Source organism: Xanthobacter sp. YC-JY1 (assembly GCF_021730305.1).
GTDB classification, from domain to species: Bacteria; Pseudomonadota; Alphaproteobacteria; order Rhizobiales; family Xanthobacteraceae; genus Xanthobacter; species Xanthobacter flavus.
Genome location: NZ_CP032674.1, coordinates 4,548,309 through 4,563,957, shown reverse-complemented (window position 1 = coordinate 4,563,957; position 15,649 = coordinate 4,548,309). Strand labels below are relative to the sequence as shown.

The following is a 15,649-nucleotide window of genomic DNA, read 5'->3' as shown; positions in this document are numbered from 1 at the left end:
GAACCGCCGCATTGCCGGGGCACTGCGGCGCGTGCGCCAGATGCTCCGGCCGCGCCGCTGCCCGGCAGCCCGAGGGGGTAATGTGACCGATCTCGTCCTTCTCGCCGCCGGAGGCACCGGCGGCCACCTGTTTCCCGCCGAGGCGCTGGCCGCCGTGCTGACCCGGCAGGGCTTCACGGTGGATCTCGCCACCGACGCCCGCGCCGCCCGCTATGCCGGGCACTTCCCGGCGCGGGAGCTGCACGTGCTGCCGGCCGACACGGTGCGCGGGCGCTCCCCCATCTCGCTTGCCCGCACCGGGCTCGCGCTCGCCTCGGGCTTCGTCTCCAGCCTCGCCTTGCTGCGCCGGGTGAAGCCGGTGGCCGTGGTCGGCTTCGGCGGCTATCCCACCGTGCCGCCGCTGCTGGCGGCGAGCTTTTCCGGCGTGCCGAGCATCGTGCACGAGGCGAACGGCGTGATGGGCCGGGCCAACCGGCTGCTGGCGCGCCGCGTCACCGCCATCGCCACCGGCTTTCCCGGCGTGGTGGATGCTGATCCCGCGCTGAAGGCCAAGGCGGTATGGACGGGCAATCCCCTGCGCCCCGCAGCCATCGCCGCCGCGGCCGCGCCCTACGATCCGCCGGTCCCCGGTGGCGACTTCCACGTGCTGGTCTTCGGCGGCAGCCAGGGCGCGCGCGTGATGTCCGATGTGGTGCCCGAGGCCGTCGCGCGGCTCGGCGCCGATCTCAGGGCCCGCCTCGTCCTCGTCCAGCAGGCGCGGGAAGAGGATCTGGACCGGGTGCGGGATACCTATGCCCGGCTCGGCGTGCGGGCCGAGGTGCAGACCTTCTTCGACGATTTGCCGGCGCGCATGGCGGGCGCCCATCTCGTCATCTCCCGCTCCGGCGCCGGCACGGTCGCGGAGCTGGCCGCTTTGGGCCGGCCCTCCATCCTCGTGCCGCTGCCCCATGCGCTGGACCAGGACCAGGCCGCCAACGCCCGCACCCTCGCCGAGGTGGGCGCGGCGCTGGTGCTGCGGCAGGTGGAATTCGAGCCGGACCGGCTGGCGCTGGAACTCAATACCTTCGCCGCCGAACCCGCATCATTGACGCGCATGGCCGAACGGGCCAGAAGCCAGAGCGTGCTTGACGCCGCCGAGCGGCTGGGCGGTCTCGTCCGGCATCTGGCGGGCGGCGGCGCGGTCGCAACCTTCAGGGGAAACAGCGCATGAAGCTGCCGTCCGGCCTCGGCTCCATCCACTTCGTCGGCATCGGCGGCATCGGCATGAGCGGCATCGCCGAGGTGCTGCACAATCTCGGCTACGAGGTGCAGGGCTCGGACGTGGCCGACAGCGCCAACGTGAAGCGCCTGCGCGAGCGCGGCATCAAGGTGATGATCGGCCATGCCGCCGCCAACGTGGACGACGCGGACGTGGTGGTCGTCTCCTCCGCCATCAAACGCGACAATCCCGAGCTGATGGCCGCCCGCGCCAAGCGCCTGCCCGTGGTCCGCCGGGCCGAGATGCTGGCCGAGCTGATGCGGCTGAAGAGCTGCGTCTCCATCGCCGGCACCCATGGCAAGACCACCACCACCTCGCTGGTGGCGACCCTGCTCGATGCCGGCAATTTCGACCCCACCGTCATCAACGGCGGCATCATCAACGCCTATGGCACCAACGCCCGCCTCGGCGACGGCAACTGGATGGTGGTGGAGGCGGACGAGAGCGACGGCACCTTCCTGAAGCTGCCCACGGAAGTCGCCATCGTCACCAATGTGGACCCCGAGCACCTCGACCACTTCAAGACCTTCGACAAGGTGCAGGAGGCGTTCAAGGCGTTCGTGGAGAACGTGCCCTTCTACGGCTTCGCGGTGATGTGCATCGACCATCCGGTGGTGCAGGCGCTGGTGGGGCGCATCGAGGACCGGCGCGTCATCACCTATGGCGAGAACCCGCAGGCCGACGTGCGCCTCGTGGACGTGGACCTGAAGGGCGGCGTCACCAAATTCGGCGTGGTGTTCCGCAACCGTGCCGGCGAGACCGTGCACGAAATCCGCGGGCTGCGCCTGCCCATGCCCGGCAAGCACAATGCGCTGAACGCGACCGCCGCCATCGCCGTCGCGCACGAACTGAAGGTGCCGGACGAGAAGATCATCGAGGCGCTCTCCGCGTTCGGCGGCGTGAAGCGGCGCTTCACCCGCACCGGCGAGTGGAACGGCGTGACGGTGTTCGACGATTACGGCCACCACCCGGTGGAAATCGCCGCCGTGCTCAAGGCGGCCCGCGCGGCGAGCGAGGGGCAGGTGATCGCCGTGGTGCAGCCGCACCGCTACAGCCGCCTCGCGTCCCTGTTCGACGAATTCTGCACCTGCTTCAACGATGCCGATCATGTGGTGGTGGCGCCGGTCTACACCGCCGGCGAGGCGCCCATTCCCGGCGTCGACCGGGACCATCTGGTGCAGGGCCTCATCGCCCACGGCCACCGCTCGGTGACGGCGCTGGAAGGGCCGGAGCAGCTGGCCGGCATCGTCGCGGGCCTCGCCAAGCCCGGCGACTACGTGATCTGCCTCGGCGCCGGCTCCATCTCCGGCTGGGCCTATGCCCTGCCGTCCGAGCTGCAGGCGCTGAAGCCAGCGGCCTGAACTCTCCCTGTTGACACAGCGCGTGCGGCGTTTCCGGACACCGGGCGCTCCGCGTCGGGCTGACCCTGACGGTCAGCATTGGCGGCGCCGATGCGCAGGCGGGGGAGACGCCCCCGCAGCGGGCACGTTATTCACGTGAAGGGCCCCATCGCGGGGCATGGCCAGCCCCCGGGGATGCCGGGGGCTGGAGCTTCACTTCTTCGGCAGGGCCTCCAGCACGTCGTCGAACGTGCGCAGGCCGGTGCGGGGGGAGTTCACCAGCACCGCCATGTTGCCGGGGGCGTGCTGGTTCTTCCACATCTTGGTGTGCGCCTCGGGGATGCGGTCCCACGGGAACACTTCCGACATGCAGGGGTCCACGCGCCGGTCGATGATGAACTGGTTGGCGGCGGAAGCCTGCTTGAGGTGGGCGAAGTGCGAGCCCTGGATACGCTTCTGGCGCATCCACACATAGCGGGCGTCGAAGGTGATGTTGAAGCCGGTGGTGCCGGCGCAGAACACGATCATGCCACCGCGCTTACCCACCAGCGTGGACACCGGGAAGGTGCTCTCGCCGGGGTGCTCGAACACGATGTCCACGTCACGCTTGCCGGTGATGTCCCAGATCGCCTTGCCGAATTTGCGGGCTTCCTTGAGCCACTCCGCATATTCCGGCGAGTTCACCTTGGGCAGCTGGCCCCAGCACTTGAAGTCCTTGCGGTTGATGACGCCCTTGGCGCCGAGGCCGAGCACGTAATCGCGCTTGGTCTCATCCGAGATGACGCCGATCACGTGCGCGCCGGAGGCGGCGGCGAGCTGCACGCCGAACACGCCGAGGCCGCCCGAGGCACCCCACACCAGCACATAGTCGCCGGGCTTCACATCATGGGGCGGGTGGCCGAACAGCATACGGTAGGCGGTGGCCATGGTGAGGGTGTAGCAGGCGCTCTCCTCCCAGGTGAGGTGCTTGGGGCGCGGCATCAGCTGGCGCGCCTGCACCCGGCAGAACTGGGCGAAGGAGCCGTCCGGCGTCTCATAGCCCCAGATGCGCTGGGAGGGGGAGAACATCGGGTCGCCGCCGTTGCACTCCTCGTCGTCTCCGTCGTCCTGATTGCAGTGGACGACCACCTCGTCGCCGACCTTCCAGCGCTTCACCTTGGAGCCCACCGCCCAGACGATGCCCGAGGCATCGGAGCCGGCGATGTGATAGGGCACCTTGTGCACGTCGAACACGGAGATCGGCTCGCCGAGGCCTGCCCAGATACCGTTGTAGTTCACGCCTGCTGCCATCACGAGCACCAGCACGTCCTGCTCGCCCAGCTCCCAGGTGGGCACCACCTCCAGCTGGAAGGACTGCTCCGGCGGCCCGTGGCGGTCGCGGCGGATGGCCCAGGCATACATGTTGGCGGGCACATGGCCGAGCGGCGGAATCTCGCCGAGCTCATAAAGGTCCTTCACCGGTCCCTCGTTCGTATTGGCGGCTGCCGTCTGGGCCATGGCTGTCGTCCTCTCCTCAAGTGGACCGTTCGGTCGCGTCGTTAAGTCCCTATCTCGCAATGCAGCGTAGCAGAGAAAAAATCCAAGGCGATAGTCATTCTCAACCCCGACATTCGGCCATGTGGCGCTGCGGCAGGGGAGAATGAAGGGCCATGGCCGCGCTGGCGTTTCCGGCGGCGGCGCGCCCCGCTAGAGTGGCGCTGTTCCGCGCCGGACGGCCGGCGCCGACACAAGGGGATGGGAGACGTTCATGGGCATCATCTGGATGATCATCGTCGGGGCGGTCGCCGGCTTCCTGGCGGGCCAGCTCTTCCAGGGCTACGGCTTCGGCCTCCTGGGCAACATCGCCGTGGGCATCGTCGGCGCCATCATCGGCGGGTTCCTGTTCGGCGGCGTCTTCGTGGTGGGCGGCGTGATCGGCCAGATCATCTCGGCGACGCTGGGCGCGGTGATCCTCCTGTTCGTGATCTCGCTGGTGAAGCGCTAGCGCGCAGGCCCGCCGCCGGCCCCGTGCTGCGCTATCGTTCGACGGGTGGAGCACGGGGCCGGGCCGGCACTTTCGGTAGCACCGCGTGTGAAAGGAAGAGCGGGTCAGGACGCCTTCTGGACATCCTCGCGCTGGAAGGCGATGCCGCATTTCTTCTGGATGGACACCTGCTCGATGGCGTCCATCTCGCCCTTGAGCCGCGCCAGTTCCGCGGTTTGCGCATCGTCGCCGCCCACGAGAAAGGCGGCGGGCCAGAAGATGACCACGGCCACGGTGGTCGCCACCGCGTCGCTCGTGGCGCGGTTGTTCTGGGCCCCGGTGAGGGCGATAGCGCGGGCCGATATGCGCTCGGCTTCCTGCGCGAGCTGCTGGCAGCTGTAGCTCTGGAACTGCATCGGCGAGACATAGGCTGCCGAGACCTTATCGGCCGATTTCGCGCATGCAGCGGACGCGAGCGCCGCCATGAGAACCACCACGTGCCGCACGCTTGTCCCCCCGGATCCGAAGCGGGTGGAAGGCTAGCATCAACACAATTAAAAAGAGAAATTAATTAACTTCACAACTAAAAATGCAGGTGCGCGGGTGCCGAATCGAGCGGCTAACGGCGCCCCGTCGTGGCGCCCTGCACGGGCCAGCCGCCGTCCGGTATTGGAAAAATTTCCCATCGACGGCGCGCGCATTGCGACGCACAATCGCGGCAAATATCCAAAAGCGATGGATGGGGATTAGGAAATGGTGGTCCGCGACAAACCCTGGCTCTTCCGCACCTATGCGGGGCATTCCACCGCCGCGGAATCCAACAAGCTCTACCGCTCCAACCTCTCCAAGGGCCAGACCGGCCTGTCCGTCGCCTTCGACCTGCCGACCCAGACCGGCTACGACAGCGACCATCCCCTCGCCCGCGGCGAAGTGGGCAAGGTCGGCGTTCCCATTTCCCACCTCGGCGACATGCGCACCCTGTTCCAGGGCATCCCGCTCGCCGAGATGAACACCTCCATGACCATCAACGCCTGCGCGGCGTGGCTGCTCTCGCTCTACATCGCCACGGCCGACGAGCAGGGGGCGGACCGCTCCAAGCTGCAGGGCACGACGCAGAACGACATCATCAAGGAATACCTCTCGCGCGGCACCTATGTGTTCCCGCCCGCGCCCTCCATGCGGCTCACCAAGGACACCATCATCTTCACCACCGAGCATCTGCCCCGGTGGAACCCGATGAACGTGTGCTCCTACCATCTGCAGGAAGCCGGGGCGACGCCGGTGCAGGAGCTGGCCTTCGCGCTGGCCAACGCCATCGCCATCCTCGACACGGTGAAGAAGTCCGGCGAGGCGGAAGGCGCCGTGTTCGGCGAGGTAGTGGGGCGCATCTCCTTCTTCGTGAATGCGGGCATGCGGTTCATCACCGAGATGTGCAAGATGCGCGCGTTCGTGGACCTCTGGGACGAGATCTGCGTCAACCGCTACGGCATCACCGACGCCAAGCAGAAGCTGTTCCGCTACGGCGTGCAGGTGAACTCCCTCGGCCTCACCGAGCAGCAGCCCGAGAACAACGTCTACCGCATCCTCTTGGAGATGCTGGCCGTCACCCTCTCCAAGAAGGCCCGCGCCCGCGCCGTGCAGCTGCCGGCCTGGAACGAGGCGCTCGGCCTGCCGCGCTCCTTCGACCAGCAATGGTCGCTGCGCATGCAGCAGGTGGTGGCCTATGAGACCGACCTGCTCGAATACGGCGACATCTTCGACGGCTCCACCGAGATCGCCAAGAAGGTGGAGGAGCTGAAGGCCGAGGCGCGCGAGGAGCTGGCCCGCATCGAGGGCATGGGCGGCGCCGTCGCGGCCATCGAGAATTCCTACATGAAGCAGCAGCTGGTGGAGTCCAACACCCGCCGGCTGGAGGCCATCGAGCGCGGCGACCAGGTGGTGGTGGGCGTCAACCGCTGGACCGAGAGCGAGCCCTCGCCGCTGACCACCGGCGAAGGCGCCATCCTCACCGTGCCGGAGGGCGTCGAGGCCGAGCAGATCGAGCGCCTGAAGGCGTGGCGCGAGGCGCGCGACGCCAAGGCCGTGGACGCGGCGCTGGCGGCGCTGAAGAGCGCGGCGCAGGAAGGCCGCAACATCATGGAGCCCTCCATCGTCTGCGCCAAGGCGGGCGTGACCACGGGCGAATGGGGCACCTGCCTGCGCGAGGTGTTCGGCGAGTACCGCGCCCCTACCGGCGTTGGCCGCGCCGCGCGCGTGGACACGCAGGGCCTCGAGGAGGTGCGGAAGAATGTGGATGCGGTCTCCGAGAAGCTCGGCCGCCGCATCAAGTTCCTGGTGGGCAAGCCCGGCCTCGACGGCCACTCCAACGGCGCTGAGCAGATCGCCGTCCGCGCCCGCGACTGCGGCATGGAAGTGGTCTACGAGGGCATCCGCCTGACCCCGGCCGAGATCGTCAACGCCGCGCTGGAAGAGGGCGTCCACGTGGTGGGCCTCTCCATCCTCTCCGGCTCCCACGTGCCGCTGGTGCGCGACGTGATGGAGCGGATGCGGGCGGAAGGCCTCTCCGACGTCCCGGTGGTGGTGGGCGGCATCATCCCGCCGGAGGACGAAGCCCAGCTCAAGGGCTTCGGCGTCGCCGCCGTCTACACGCCGAAGAATTTCGAGCTGAACCGGATCATGGCGGACATCGTGACCATCGTGGACCGGGAGGCCCAGAAGGCGGCCTGACCAAGGAGTGGCGCGCCCTGCGCGGCCGGTTCAATCCGGCGACGCACGGCTCTATCATGTCCCGCGTCCGGGCTGCGTGATCCGGCGCGGGGGGCGCATGAGGACGGCTTTCGTCGGGTTGTTTTGCGTCGCCATCGCGGTGGGCGCTTCCGGCATCGCACGGGCGGCCGAGGCGCCTGCTTCACCCTCCGCCGCACCACCTGTCGCCGTACCTGCCGCGCCGCCGCCCACGGTCCCTCCCGCTGAGGCTGCCACGCCCCTGGCCACGGCTCCGGCCGCCAATCCCTATGCCGGCCTGCCGAAGGTGGTGGCCAAGGCGGTGAAGGAGCTGGAGGCGGCCTGCCGGGCGGAGGGGGGAACGCCCAGCTGGAACCCGAAGACCGTCTTTGACGTGGTGAACGTCTCGCCGGATGGCCGGCCGGACTATCTCATCGACACCCACGCCATGGAGTGCGAGGGCGGCATCACGCCGTGGATCGGCTCCGATGGCTTCCGCCACATCCTCTTCATCTCCACCGGCCCCGGCCGCTGGACCCGCGCCTTCGACCGGGGCGCGCGCGGCTTCGACATCATTGCGCCGAAGGGCGGCGGGCGGCCGCAGGTCATCGTCTTCTCCCACTCCGCCTATTGCACGCGGCCGAACCCGGGGCGCTTCATGCGCTGCACCCAAATCTACGAATGGCGCCGCGGCAAGCTGCGCAAGGTCTCCGAAGAGTGGTTCGAGGGCTGAGGCGCCAGCCTTTCCTTGCATCGGCGCAATGGCACCTTGCGCCGGGCGCGTCCATATTTGGGACAACGCCCAGCCGGGCAGGGCAGAGACCCCGCCCGGCGCCAAGGAGCCTCATCATGACCACCGCCGCCCCCGCCGGCTCGACCGGCCCCCATTCCATCCCCACCACCGACCTGTCTGCCGGGATCGCGCCGCATGACCTCGTGCTCGGCGAAGTCAGCCTCGCCAGCCCGGACCCGCGCCGTCTCGTCGCCTTCTACCGCGACCTCCTCGGCCTCGATGTGCTGGCCGAGGGCGAGGCGACCGTGCTCGGCGCGGGCGGCAAGCCGCTGGTGGAAATCCTGTCCCGTCCCTCGGCCCCGCCGGCGCCGCGCCGCGCACCCGGGCTGTTCCACATGGCCATCCGCGTGCCGGACCGCGCCAGCCTCGCCGCGCGCCTCCTCGCACTGCACGGGGCGGGCCTGCGCCTCGGCGCCTCCGACCATCTGGTGAGCGAGGCGCTGTATGTGGACGACCCGGACGGCAACGGCGTCGAGATCTATCGCGACCTGCCGCGCGCGGAATGGCCGGTCCAGCCCGACGGCTCCATCGCCATGCAGACCCTGCCGCTCGATCTCCAGGCCCTCGCCCGCGAGGCGAAGGCGGCGGGCGGACCGGCCCCGGCCGCGACCGACATGGGCCATGTCCACCTCAAGGTGAGCGACCTCGACGCGGCGAAGCGCTTCTGGGTGGATACGGTGGGGCTCACCATCATGGCCCGCTATCCCGGCGCGCTGTTCGTGAGCGCCGACGGCTATCACCACCATGTGGGGCTGAACGTCTGGCAGTCGGGCGGCGCCCCGATCCCGGTGGCGGGAACCGCGGGGCTGGACCATTTCGCCGTGACGCTGGCCGCCGATGCCTTCGCCGCCCTCGCCGCCCGTCTCGCCGCGGCCGGCGTGGAAACGCAGCCGTCGAATGACGGTGCGCTGCGGGTGACAGACCCCTCGGGCAACGGGGTGGAGTTCCGCGCCGCAGCGTGACGCTGGGCCAGGGCTCGGCTACCCTCGACGGGCACCGAATCGCACATCCGCGCCGGTGCGGGCCGGGGGGCCTAAGCCATGATGTCGCTGCCGTTCTTCGGCGTGTTCCTCGCCCTCGCGGCGACGCTCATGGGCCAGCGCATGGCCGCGCTCGCGCTCTGGGTGCTCTCGGTGGCGACGATGCTGGTGCTGTTCCGCCTGCACGTCACCGATCCGCTCAACATCGCGCTGTGAGGCAGGCCATGGACACCGGCCTCACCCTCGCAGACCGCTTCCGGGTGCTCAACGCGCTCGGCCTCCTCGCCGTGTCGGCGGTGCTCATCGCCGCCTTCTTCGACCAGCTCGTGTTCAATGATCTGCCGTGCCCGCTCTGCCTGCTGCAGCGCGCCGGCTTCGTCTGCGTGGCCGCCGGGCTCGCGCTGAACGTGAAGTTCGGCCCACGGCCCTCGCACTACGCCATCATGATCCTGTCGTCGCTGGCGGGTGGGGCGGTCTCCACCCGGCAGACGCTGCTGCACATCATCCCCGGCGAGGGCGCCTATGGCGACGCCTTCTTCGGCCTGCACTTCTATGCCTGGGCACTGGTGCTGTTCGCCGTGTGCGTGCTCGGCTCGGCCGTGCTGCTGCTGTTCGACGGCCAGTTCGAGCGGCAGTCGGCCGACGCGCCGCTTCATCGCCCGCTGCTCGGCACGGCGGCCATCGTGCTGGTGCTGCTGCTGGCCCTGGCGAACGGCGTTTCCACCGTGCTGGAATGCGGCTCGGGCCTGTGCGCCGACAATCCGACCAGCTACCAGCTGATCCAGGACGGCACCCTCAACCGCCTGATCGGGCGCTGAGGCCCAAAGGCCGAAACTTCGGCCGCGGCCGAAGCATCTCACGGTGCCGCTTGGGTCATCACGGATTGTGATGATTTGCGCTGTGAAATTCGATTTCCCTCGCCCCTCACCTCGGGTTAGAGGAGGGGGCCCGCAGGCCGTCGCAATAAAAGGGGACGGACGGCACTCCCGGCCAACAGGTCATCGCATGGCGCATCGTACAGGTGCGCCTCGGGAGAAGACATGTCCGCCACTCCGGTCCGCCCCAGCCGTTTCGCCCTCTATGATGCCCCCTATGTGCTGCTGACCCTGGTGGCCCTGCTGTGGGCCATCAACCTCGTGGTGGGGCGCTACATCGCCGGGCACATCCCGCCCATCACCCTCGCCATGGTGCGCTGGATCGGGGCGACGCTCATCCTCCTGCCGTTCGCCTGGAAGCAGATCGTCCGCGACGTACCCATCATCCGGCGCAACCTGCCGCTCCTGGTGCTGCTCTCGGCCACCGGCATCGCCTCCTACAACGCGATGAGCTATTACGGCCTGCAATACACGCAGGCGGTGAACGGCCTGCTGGTGCAGTCCACGGCCCCGCTTCTGGTGGCGGTGTGGACCTTCGTGCTGTTCCGGGAAAAGCTCAGCCTCGGCCAGGCGGCAGGGGTCATCACCTCCCTCGTGGGCGTGATGGTCATCATCAGCCACGGCGATCTCGACACCTTCCTGCATCTGAAGCCCAATATCGGCGACGTGGTCATCATCGTGGCGCTGGTGATCTACGCTTTGTACGCCGCGATCCTGCGCAAGCGCCCGCCGCTTGGCCCGCTCTCCTTCCTCGCCACCATCATGGCGCTGGGCTCGGTGCTGCTCTCGCCTTTCGCGCTCTGGGAATATCTCAACGGCAAGGTGCTGCCGCTGGACCACGTGACCTTCTTCACCCTCGCCTACGTGATGACCGGCCCGTCGCTGGTCGCCTACCTGTTCTTCAATCGGGGTGTGGAACTGGTGGGGGCGAACGCGGCCGCGCCGTTCCTGCATCTGCTGCCGGTATTCGGCACCGCGCTCGCCATCGTCTTCCTCGGCGAAACCATGGCCTGGTATCACCTTGCGGGCTATGCGCTGGTCATCTCCGGCATCGCGCTGGCGACGCTCTCGGCCCGCCGGCGCATGGCCCCACACTGAGGCGTATGCACAGATAGGGGGCGAATTTCCTCTTCAATCCTTCTTCACCCCCGCCTATGCATTCTGCGGCTGGGTCGGAAGGGGTTGAGGATGCTGGAGAAGCTCACCGAGCGGTCGTGGTTCGCCGATCTGAAGATGCAGACCAAGGCGGGGCTGATCGTCGCGCTCCTCATCGCTATGTTCATGCTGCTGTTCGGGGCCAACTGGGTCACCGGCCGCATGGCGCAGCAGCAGGAGCGCCGGGTCGAGACGATCCGCCAGGTCAGCGTGCTGACGGCCGACGCCATGCGCGCCTTCAATCGCCGCCAGCTCGAGCTGCTGCGCAGCGCGCTCGCCGACCCCCGCAATCTCAAGGCCCGCCTCGCCGCCTCGACCGCGCTCACCAATGAGAAGCTCGCGGCGTTGCGGGCGGCGGTGGTGGCGCAGCCCATGCTCCTGCCCTTCGCCGAGCGCGCGGGCCGGATCGCCGGCCGCTGGGTCGATGCGGTGGCGGCACCCGTGCTGGCCGCCTCCGAGAGCGGCGACCCTGCCGCCATGGATGCGGCGCTTCGCGTCTTCCTCGCGGCCGAATCGAGCGAGGAGGGCTATCGCGGCATCATCGGCGCCCTCGACGAGCTGAGCGCCGCCGCATCCGCCGAGATCGTCAGCGCCCAGGCGGATCTCGACCGGGCCGATGCCATCGTCGGTACCATCGACATTATCGCGCTGGTGGCGACCCTCTGCGTCGCCATTGCCGGCGTGTTCCTCGGCGCGATGTTCATGGCGCGGCCGCTGCGCCGCCTCGCGGAACAGATGACCCGCCTCGCGGAGAATGACCGCACCATCGAGGTGTCCTATGCGGAGCGCAAGGACGAGGTGGGCACGCTCGCCCGCGCGCTCAAGGTGTTCAAGGCGACCTCCATCGCGGCGCACGACACCGACTGGGTGAAGAGCGGGCTCAACAACATCGCCGCACGCCTCCAGGTGCAGGAGGATCCGCGCGACTTCGCCGATGCGCTGCTGACGGAGCTCGCGCCGCTGCTGGGCGCGGGGGTCGGGGTGTTCTACGCCCATGACGAGGCCGCCGGGCCGGAGGGATCGGCGCTGGAGCTGGTCGGCAGCTATGCCTTTTCGGAGCGGCGGCATCTGTCCACCCGCGTGCGCATCGGCGAAGGGCTTGTCGGCCAGTGCGCGCTGGAGAGGAAGACCATCGTCCTCTCTCCCGCGCCGGCCGACCATCTGCGCATCCGCACCGGCACCGGGGAGGCGTCGGCGCACTCCATCGTCGCCGTGCCGCTGGTGCTCAAGAAGCGCCTGCTCGGCGTCATCGAGCTGGCGCTGCTGGCGCCGCTGGAGGAGCGCGCCCGCCGGCTGCTCAACGAGGTCGCGCCGCTGGTCGCCCTGTCCCTCGACAATCTCGTCCGCGCCGCCCGCACCCGCGAGCTGCTGGAGCAGAGCCAGAAGCAGGCGCAGGAGCTGCGCGTCGCCGAGGAGGAACTGCGCACCCAGCAGGAGGAGCTGCGCGCCACCAACGAGCAGCTGCACGAGCGGTCCCAGCGCCTCGCCGCCTCCGAGGAGGAGCTGAGGGTTCAGGCGGACGAACTGCAGGCCTCCAACGACGTGCTGCGGCGCTCCTCTCAGGAAATGACCGCGCAGAAGGAGCTGCTGGAGGCGCTGAACCAGCAGATGGAGGCGCGGGCCGGGGAATTGCTGCGGGCCAACGAATACAAGTCCCAGTTCCTCGCCAACATGTCCCACGAGCTGCGCACGCCGCTCAACAGCCTGCTCATCCTGTCCCAGGACCTCGCCGAGAACCGCACCGGCAACCTCGATGCCGACCAGGTGGAGGCGGCGAGCATCATCCACTCCTCCGGTTCCAACCTCCTGCGCCTCATCAACGACATCCTCGACCTCTCCAAGGTCGAAGCAGGCAAGATGGAGGTGGTGCACGAGCCGGTGAAGGTTGCGAGCGTGGCGCAGCGGCTGGAGCGCAACTTCCGGCGCCTCGCGCAGGAGCGCAAGCTGCGCCTTGCGGTCTCCGTCACCGATGCGCCCGACCTCGTCTTCACCGATCCCGGCAAGCTGGACCAGATCCTCACCAACCTCGTCGGCAATGCCCTGAAGTTCACCATGCAGGGCCGGGTCTCCGTCACCTTCTCGAAGGACGAGGCGGGCAAGACCCTGAAGGTGGCGGTGGCCGACAGCGGCATCGGCATTCCCGAGGACAAGCTCGGTGCCATCTTCGAGGCGTTCGAGCAGGTGGACGCCTCCACCCGCCGCCAGTTCGGCGGCACCGGCCTCGGCCTCGCCATCACCCAGCGCCTCGCCCGCCTGCTTGGCGGCAGCGTGACCGTGGAAAGCGCGCTCGGCCAGGGCTCCACCTTCACCTTGGAGATTCCGGTCGGCGAGCCGTTGCCGGAAGAGGACGGGGAGGCGGCGCCCGCGCCCGCACCGCAGCCGGCGATGGATGCCCGGCAGGTGGCCTTTGACACGAGCCGGCAGGAGCGCGAGGCCGCCGGCCTCTCCGGCCTGCCGCCGGTTCCCGCCGTGAGCGTGGAGGACGATCGCGATCGCCTCACCCCCGGCGCCACCGTGATCCTCGTGGTGGAGGACGACCCGGTGTTCGCCCGCACGCTGGTGGGGCTTGTGCGGCGCAAGGGGTATCTCGCTCTCGCCGCCGGCGACGGCGAGAGCGGCCTCGCCCTCGCCCGCACCTACAAGCCCACCGGCATCCTGCTCGACGTGATGTTGCCGGGCCTCGACGGCTGGACGGTGATCGAGCGGCTGAAGGCGGATGCCGCCACCCGGCACATCCCGGTGCACTTCGTCTCGGCGCTGGACGAGAGCCGGCGTGGCCGCGACCTCGGCGCCGTGGGCTTCCTCACCAAGCCGGTGAGCGCGGACCAGCTGTCCGAGGCGCTCGGCCTCCTCACCCATTATTCGGCCGATCGTCCCCGCCGCGTGCTGGTGGTGGACGACGACGCCGCCGCCCGCCACGCCGTGCGCACCCTGCTCGCCCGCGAGAAGGCGCAGATCGTCGAGGCAGACAGCGCCGAGGCCGCCCTTGAGGTGGTAGCGAAGGGCGATCTCGACTGCATCGTGCTCGATCTCGGCCTGCCCGGCATGTCCGGCTTCGAGCTGATCGAGCGCCTCGCCGGGGGCGGCAAGCACGTGCCGGTGGTGGTCTATTCGGGCCGCGACCTCACCACCGAGGAGCGGATGAAGCTGCGCGCCTTCACTGACGCCATCGTGGTGAAGGGCGCCCTCTCGCCCGAGCGCCTGTTGGACGAGGTGTCGCTGTTCCTCCACTCCGTGCAGCGCGAGCCGGAACAGCTCGCGGCCAATCCGGACGGCGATCTCGAAGGCCGCAAGCTGCTGCTGGTCGACGACGACATGCGCAACATCTACGCTCTCGCCAAGGTGCTGCGCGCGCGGGGCGTCAACGTGGTGCTGGCGCAGGACGGCGCCAAGGCGCTGGCGCAGCTCGACGAGCAGCCGGATATCGAGATCGTGCTGATGGACGTGATGATGCCGGTGATGGACGGCTACGAGGCGATGACGCAGATCCGCGCGCAGCCTCGGTTCGCCAAGCTGCCGGTCATCGCCCTCACCGCCAAGGCCATGAAGGACGACCGGGAGAAGTGCCTCGCCGCCGGTGCCAGCGACTATCTGGCAAAGCCCGTGGACGTGCCGAAGCTCCTGTCCATGATCCGCACCTGGCTCGCCGCGCGATGACCGGGCCTGTTGATACCGACGACCAGGACGATCCGCCGCCCCCGGCGGCGACGGCCGGCGCGCGGGATGCGCTGGCGCTGGAAACCATCGAGGTGGACCTGTTCGTGGAGGCGCTGTTCCGCCGCTACGGCTACGACTTCCGCGACTATGGCAAGGCCTCGCTGACGCGGCGCGTGCGCAACCTCGCCACCGGCTTCGGCGCGGCGACCATCTCGGAACTCACGGCGCGGATGCTGCACGCGCCCGAGCGGCTGCCGGACATCATCTCCGGCCTCTCCGTGCCGGTGTCGGAATTCTTCCGCGATCCGCACGTCTTCCTGGCGCTGAAGGAGCGGGTGTTCCCGCTGCTCGCCTCCTATCCGGAGATCAATATCTGGCAGGCCGGCTGCGCCCATGGGGAGGAGATCTATTCCCTCGCCATCCTGCTCACCGAGGCGGGGCTTTACGAGCGCACGCGCATCTTCGCCACCGACATCTCGAAGGCGGCCCTCAACCGCGCGGCGGAGGGTATCTATCCCCTTCAGGAGGCGCGCGAGGCCGGCCGGCGCTATCGCGCGGCGGGCGGTTCGGCGAGCTTCTCGGACTACTTCCACGCGCGCTACGAGCTGATGAAGCTCGACCAGCGCCTCGCCGCCAACGTCACCTTCGCCGAGCACAACCTCGTCACCGACGGGGTGTTCTGCGAGGCGCACCTCGTGCTGTGCCGGAACGTGCTGATCTATTTCACCACGCCGTTGCAGGACAAGGTGCTGCAACGCTTCGCCCAGAGCCTGGTGCGCGGCGGCTTCCTGTGCATCGGCACCCGCGAGAATCTCGAATTCTCGCAGGCGCGCAATCGCTTCCAGCTGATCGACGGCGCCGCCCAGCTCTACCGGCTGCTGCCGGGGGCGGGGGGCGCTTAAGG

13 protein-coding genes are annotated in these 15,649 nt (G+C 68.9%); 11 read left to right on the top strand and 2 right to left on the bottom strand.

Annotated features, from left to right (window positions below; all coding sequences use genetic code 11):
- Nucleotides 1-40 precede the first annotated feature (40 nt).
- Together murG and murC are read left to right on the top strand one after the other, a co-directional pair.
- The gene (murG, locus tag D7006_RS21455) at nt 41-1,210 is read left to right on the top strand and encodes an undecaprenyldiphospho-muramoylpentapeptide beta-N-acetylglucosaminyltransferase (protein WP_237356969.1); all 1,170 of its coding nucleotides are present in this window, start codon (nt 41-43) and stop codon (nt 1,208-1,210) included.
- The gene (murC, locus tag D7006_RS21450) at nt 1,207-2,619 is read left to right on the top strand and encodes a UDP-N-acetylmuramate--L-alanine ligase (protein WP_237354481.1); all 1,413 of its coding nucleotides are present in this window, start codon (nt 1,207-1,209) and stop codon (nt 2,617-2,619) included. Before murG ends, murC begins: the two co-directional genes overlap by 4 nt.
- 192 nt (nt 2,620-2,811) lie before the next feature.
- On the opposite strand, the gene ccrA is transcribed toward murC, so the two are convergent.
- Complete coding sequence (gene ccrA, locus D7006_RS21445) at nt 2,812-4,095, bottom strand: crotonyl-CoA carboxylase/reductase (RefSeq protein ID WP_229645608.1); 1,284 nt, start codon at nt 4,093-4,095, stop codon at nt 2,812-2,814.
- A gap of 250 nt (nt 4,096-4,345) precedes the next feature.
- Here ccrA and D7006_RS21440 point away from each other — a divergent pair, with 250 nt between their 5' ends.
- On the top strand, nt 4,346-4,582 hold the full coding sequence (locus D7006_RS21440) for a GlsB/YeaQ/YmgE family stress response membrane protein (protein ID WP_169121728.1): 237 nt from the start codon (nt 4,346-4,348) through the stop codon (nt 4,580-4,582).
- Between the two features lie 104 nt (nt 4,583-4,686).
- On the opposite strand, the gene D7006_RS21435 is transcribed toward D7006_RS21440, so the two are convergent.
- Nucleotides 4,687-5,067: a hypothetical protein gene (locus tag D7006_RS21435; RefSeq protein ID WP_237354480.1), complete on the bottom strand. Its 381-nt coding sequence runs from the start codon at nt 5,065-5,067 to the stop codon at nt 4,687-4,689.
- A 247-nt stretch (nt 5,068-5,314) separates the two neighbouring features.
- On the opposite strand from D7006_RS21435, the gene D7006_RS21430 reads away from it, so the two are divergent.
- The 8 genes from D7006_RS21430 (at nt 5,315) to D7006_RS21395 (ending at nt 15,647) form a co-directional block, all read left to right on the top strand.
- Complete coding sequence (locus D7006_RS21430; RefSeq protein ID WP_237354479.1) at nt 5,315-7,288, top strand: protein meaA; 1,974 nt, start codon at nt 5,315-5,317, stop codon at nt 7,286-7,288.
- A gap of 97 nt (nt 7,289-7,385) precedes the next feature.
- Nucleotides 7,386-8,018 (top strand): hypothetical protein, encoded by a 633-nt coding sequence (locus tag D7006_RS21425; protein WP_237354478.1) that lies wholly within the window; start codon nt 7,386-7,388, stop codon nt 8,016-8,018.
- Nucleotides 8,019-8,134: 116 nt separating this feature from the next.
- The gene (locus D7006_RS21420) at nt 8,135-9,040 is read left to right on the top strand and encodes a VOC family protein (RefSeq protein WP_237354477.1); all 906 of its coding nucleotides are present in this window, start codon (nt 8,135-8,137) and stop codon (nt 9,038-9,040) included.
- A gap of 78 nt (nt 9,041-9,118) precedes the next feature.
- A complete protein-coding gene (locus tag D7006_RS21415; RefSeq protein WP_029556801.1) occupies nt 9,119-9,274 on the top strand; it encodes a DUF5993 family protein in 156 nt (51 codons plus the stop codon).
- A gap of 8 nt (nt 9,275-9,282) precedes the next feature.
- Nucleotides 9,283-9,876, top strand: a complete 594-nt coding sequence (locus tag D7006_RS21410) for a disulfide bond formation protein B (protein ID WP_229645614.1) — start codon at nt 9,283-9,285, stop codon at nt 9,874-9,876.
- A 222-nt stretch (nt 9,877-10,098) separates the two neighbouring features.
- A complete protein-coding gene (locus tag D7006_RS21405; RefSeq protein ID WP_237354476.1) occupies nt 10,099-11,031 on the top strand; it encodes a DMT family transporter in 933 nt (310 codons plus the stop codon).
- Nucleotides 11,032-11,121: 90 nt separating this feature from the next.
- Nucleotides 11,122-14,745 carry a response regulator gene (locus D7006_RS21400; RefSeq protein ID WP_237354475.1) on the top strand — a complete coding sequence of 1,208 codons (3,624 nt, stop codon included), beginning with the start codon at nt 11,122-11,124 and terminating at the stop codon, nt 14,743-14,745.
- Complete coding sequence (locus D7006_RS21395) at nt 14,742-15,647, top strand: protein-glutamate O-methyltransferase CheR (protein ID WP_237354474.1); 906 nt, start codon at nt 14,742-14,744, stop codon at nt 15,645-15,647. The genes D7006_RS21400 and D7006_RS21395 overlap by 4 nt, the downstream gene beginning before the upstream one ends.
- Nucleotides 15,648-15,649: the final 2 nt, after the last annotated feature.

Coding starts and splice junctions, on each gene's coding strand:
- D7006_RS21440 (WP_169121728.1), top strand. CDS start 4,346: ATGGGCATCATCTGGATGATCATCGTCGGGGCGGTCGCCGGCTTCCTG.
- murC (WP_237354481.1), top strand. CDS start 1,207: ATGAAGCTGCCGTCCGGCCTCGGCTCCATCCACTTCGTCGGCATCGGC.
- ccrA (WP_229645608.1), bottom strand. CDS start 4,095: ATGGCCCAGACGGCAGCCGCCAATACGAACGAGGGACCGGTGAAGGAC.
- D7006_RS21415 (WP_029556801.1), top strand. CDS start 9,119: ATGATGTCGCTGCCGTTCTTCGGCGTGTTCCTCGCCCTCGCGGCGACG.
- D7006_RS21400 (WP_237354475.1), top strand. CDS start 11,122: ATGCTGGAGAAGCTCACCGAGCGGTCGTGGTTCGCCGATCTGAAGATG.
- D7006_RS21430 (WP_237354479.1), top strand. CDS start 5,315: ATGGTGGTCCGCGACAAACCCTGGCTCTTCCGCACCTATGCGGGGCAT.
- D7006_RS21395 (WP_237354474.1), top strand. CDS start 14,742: ATGACCGGGCCTGTTGATACCGACGACCAGGACGATCCGCCGCCCCCG.
- D7006_RS21420 (WP_237354477.1), top strand. CDS start 8,135: ATGACCACCGCCGCCCCCGCCGGCTCGACCGGCCCCCATTCCATCCCC.
- murG (WP_237356969.1), top strand. CDS start 41: ATGCTCCGGCCGCGCCGCTGCCCGGCAGCCCGAGGGGGTAATGTGACC.
- D7006_RS21405 (WP_237354476.1), top strand. CDS start 10,099: ATGTCCGCCACTCCGGTCCGCCCCAGCCGTTTCGCCCTCTATGATGCC.
- D7006_RS21425 (WP_237354478.1), top strand. CDS start 7,386: ATGAGGACGGCTTTCGTCGGGTTGTTTTGCGTCGCCATCGCGGTGGGC.
- D7006_RS21410 (WP_229645614.1), top strand. CDS start 9,283: ATGGACACCGGCCTCACCCTCGCAGACCGCTTCCGGGTGCTCAACGCG.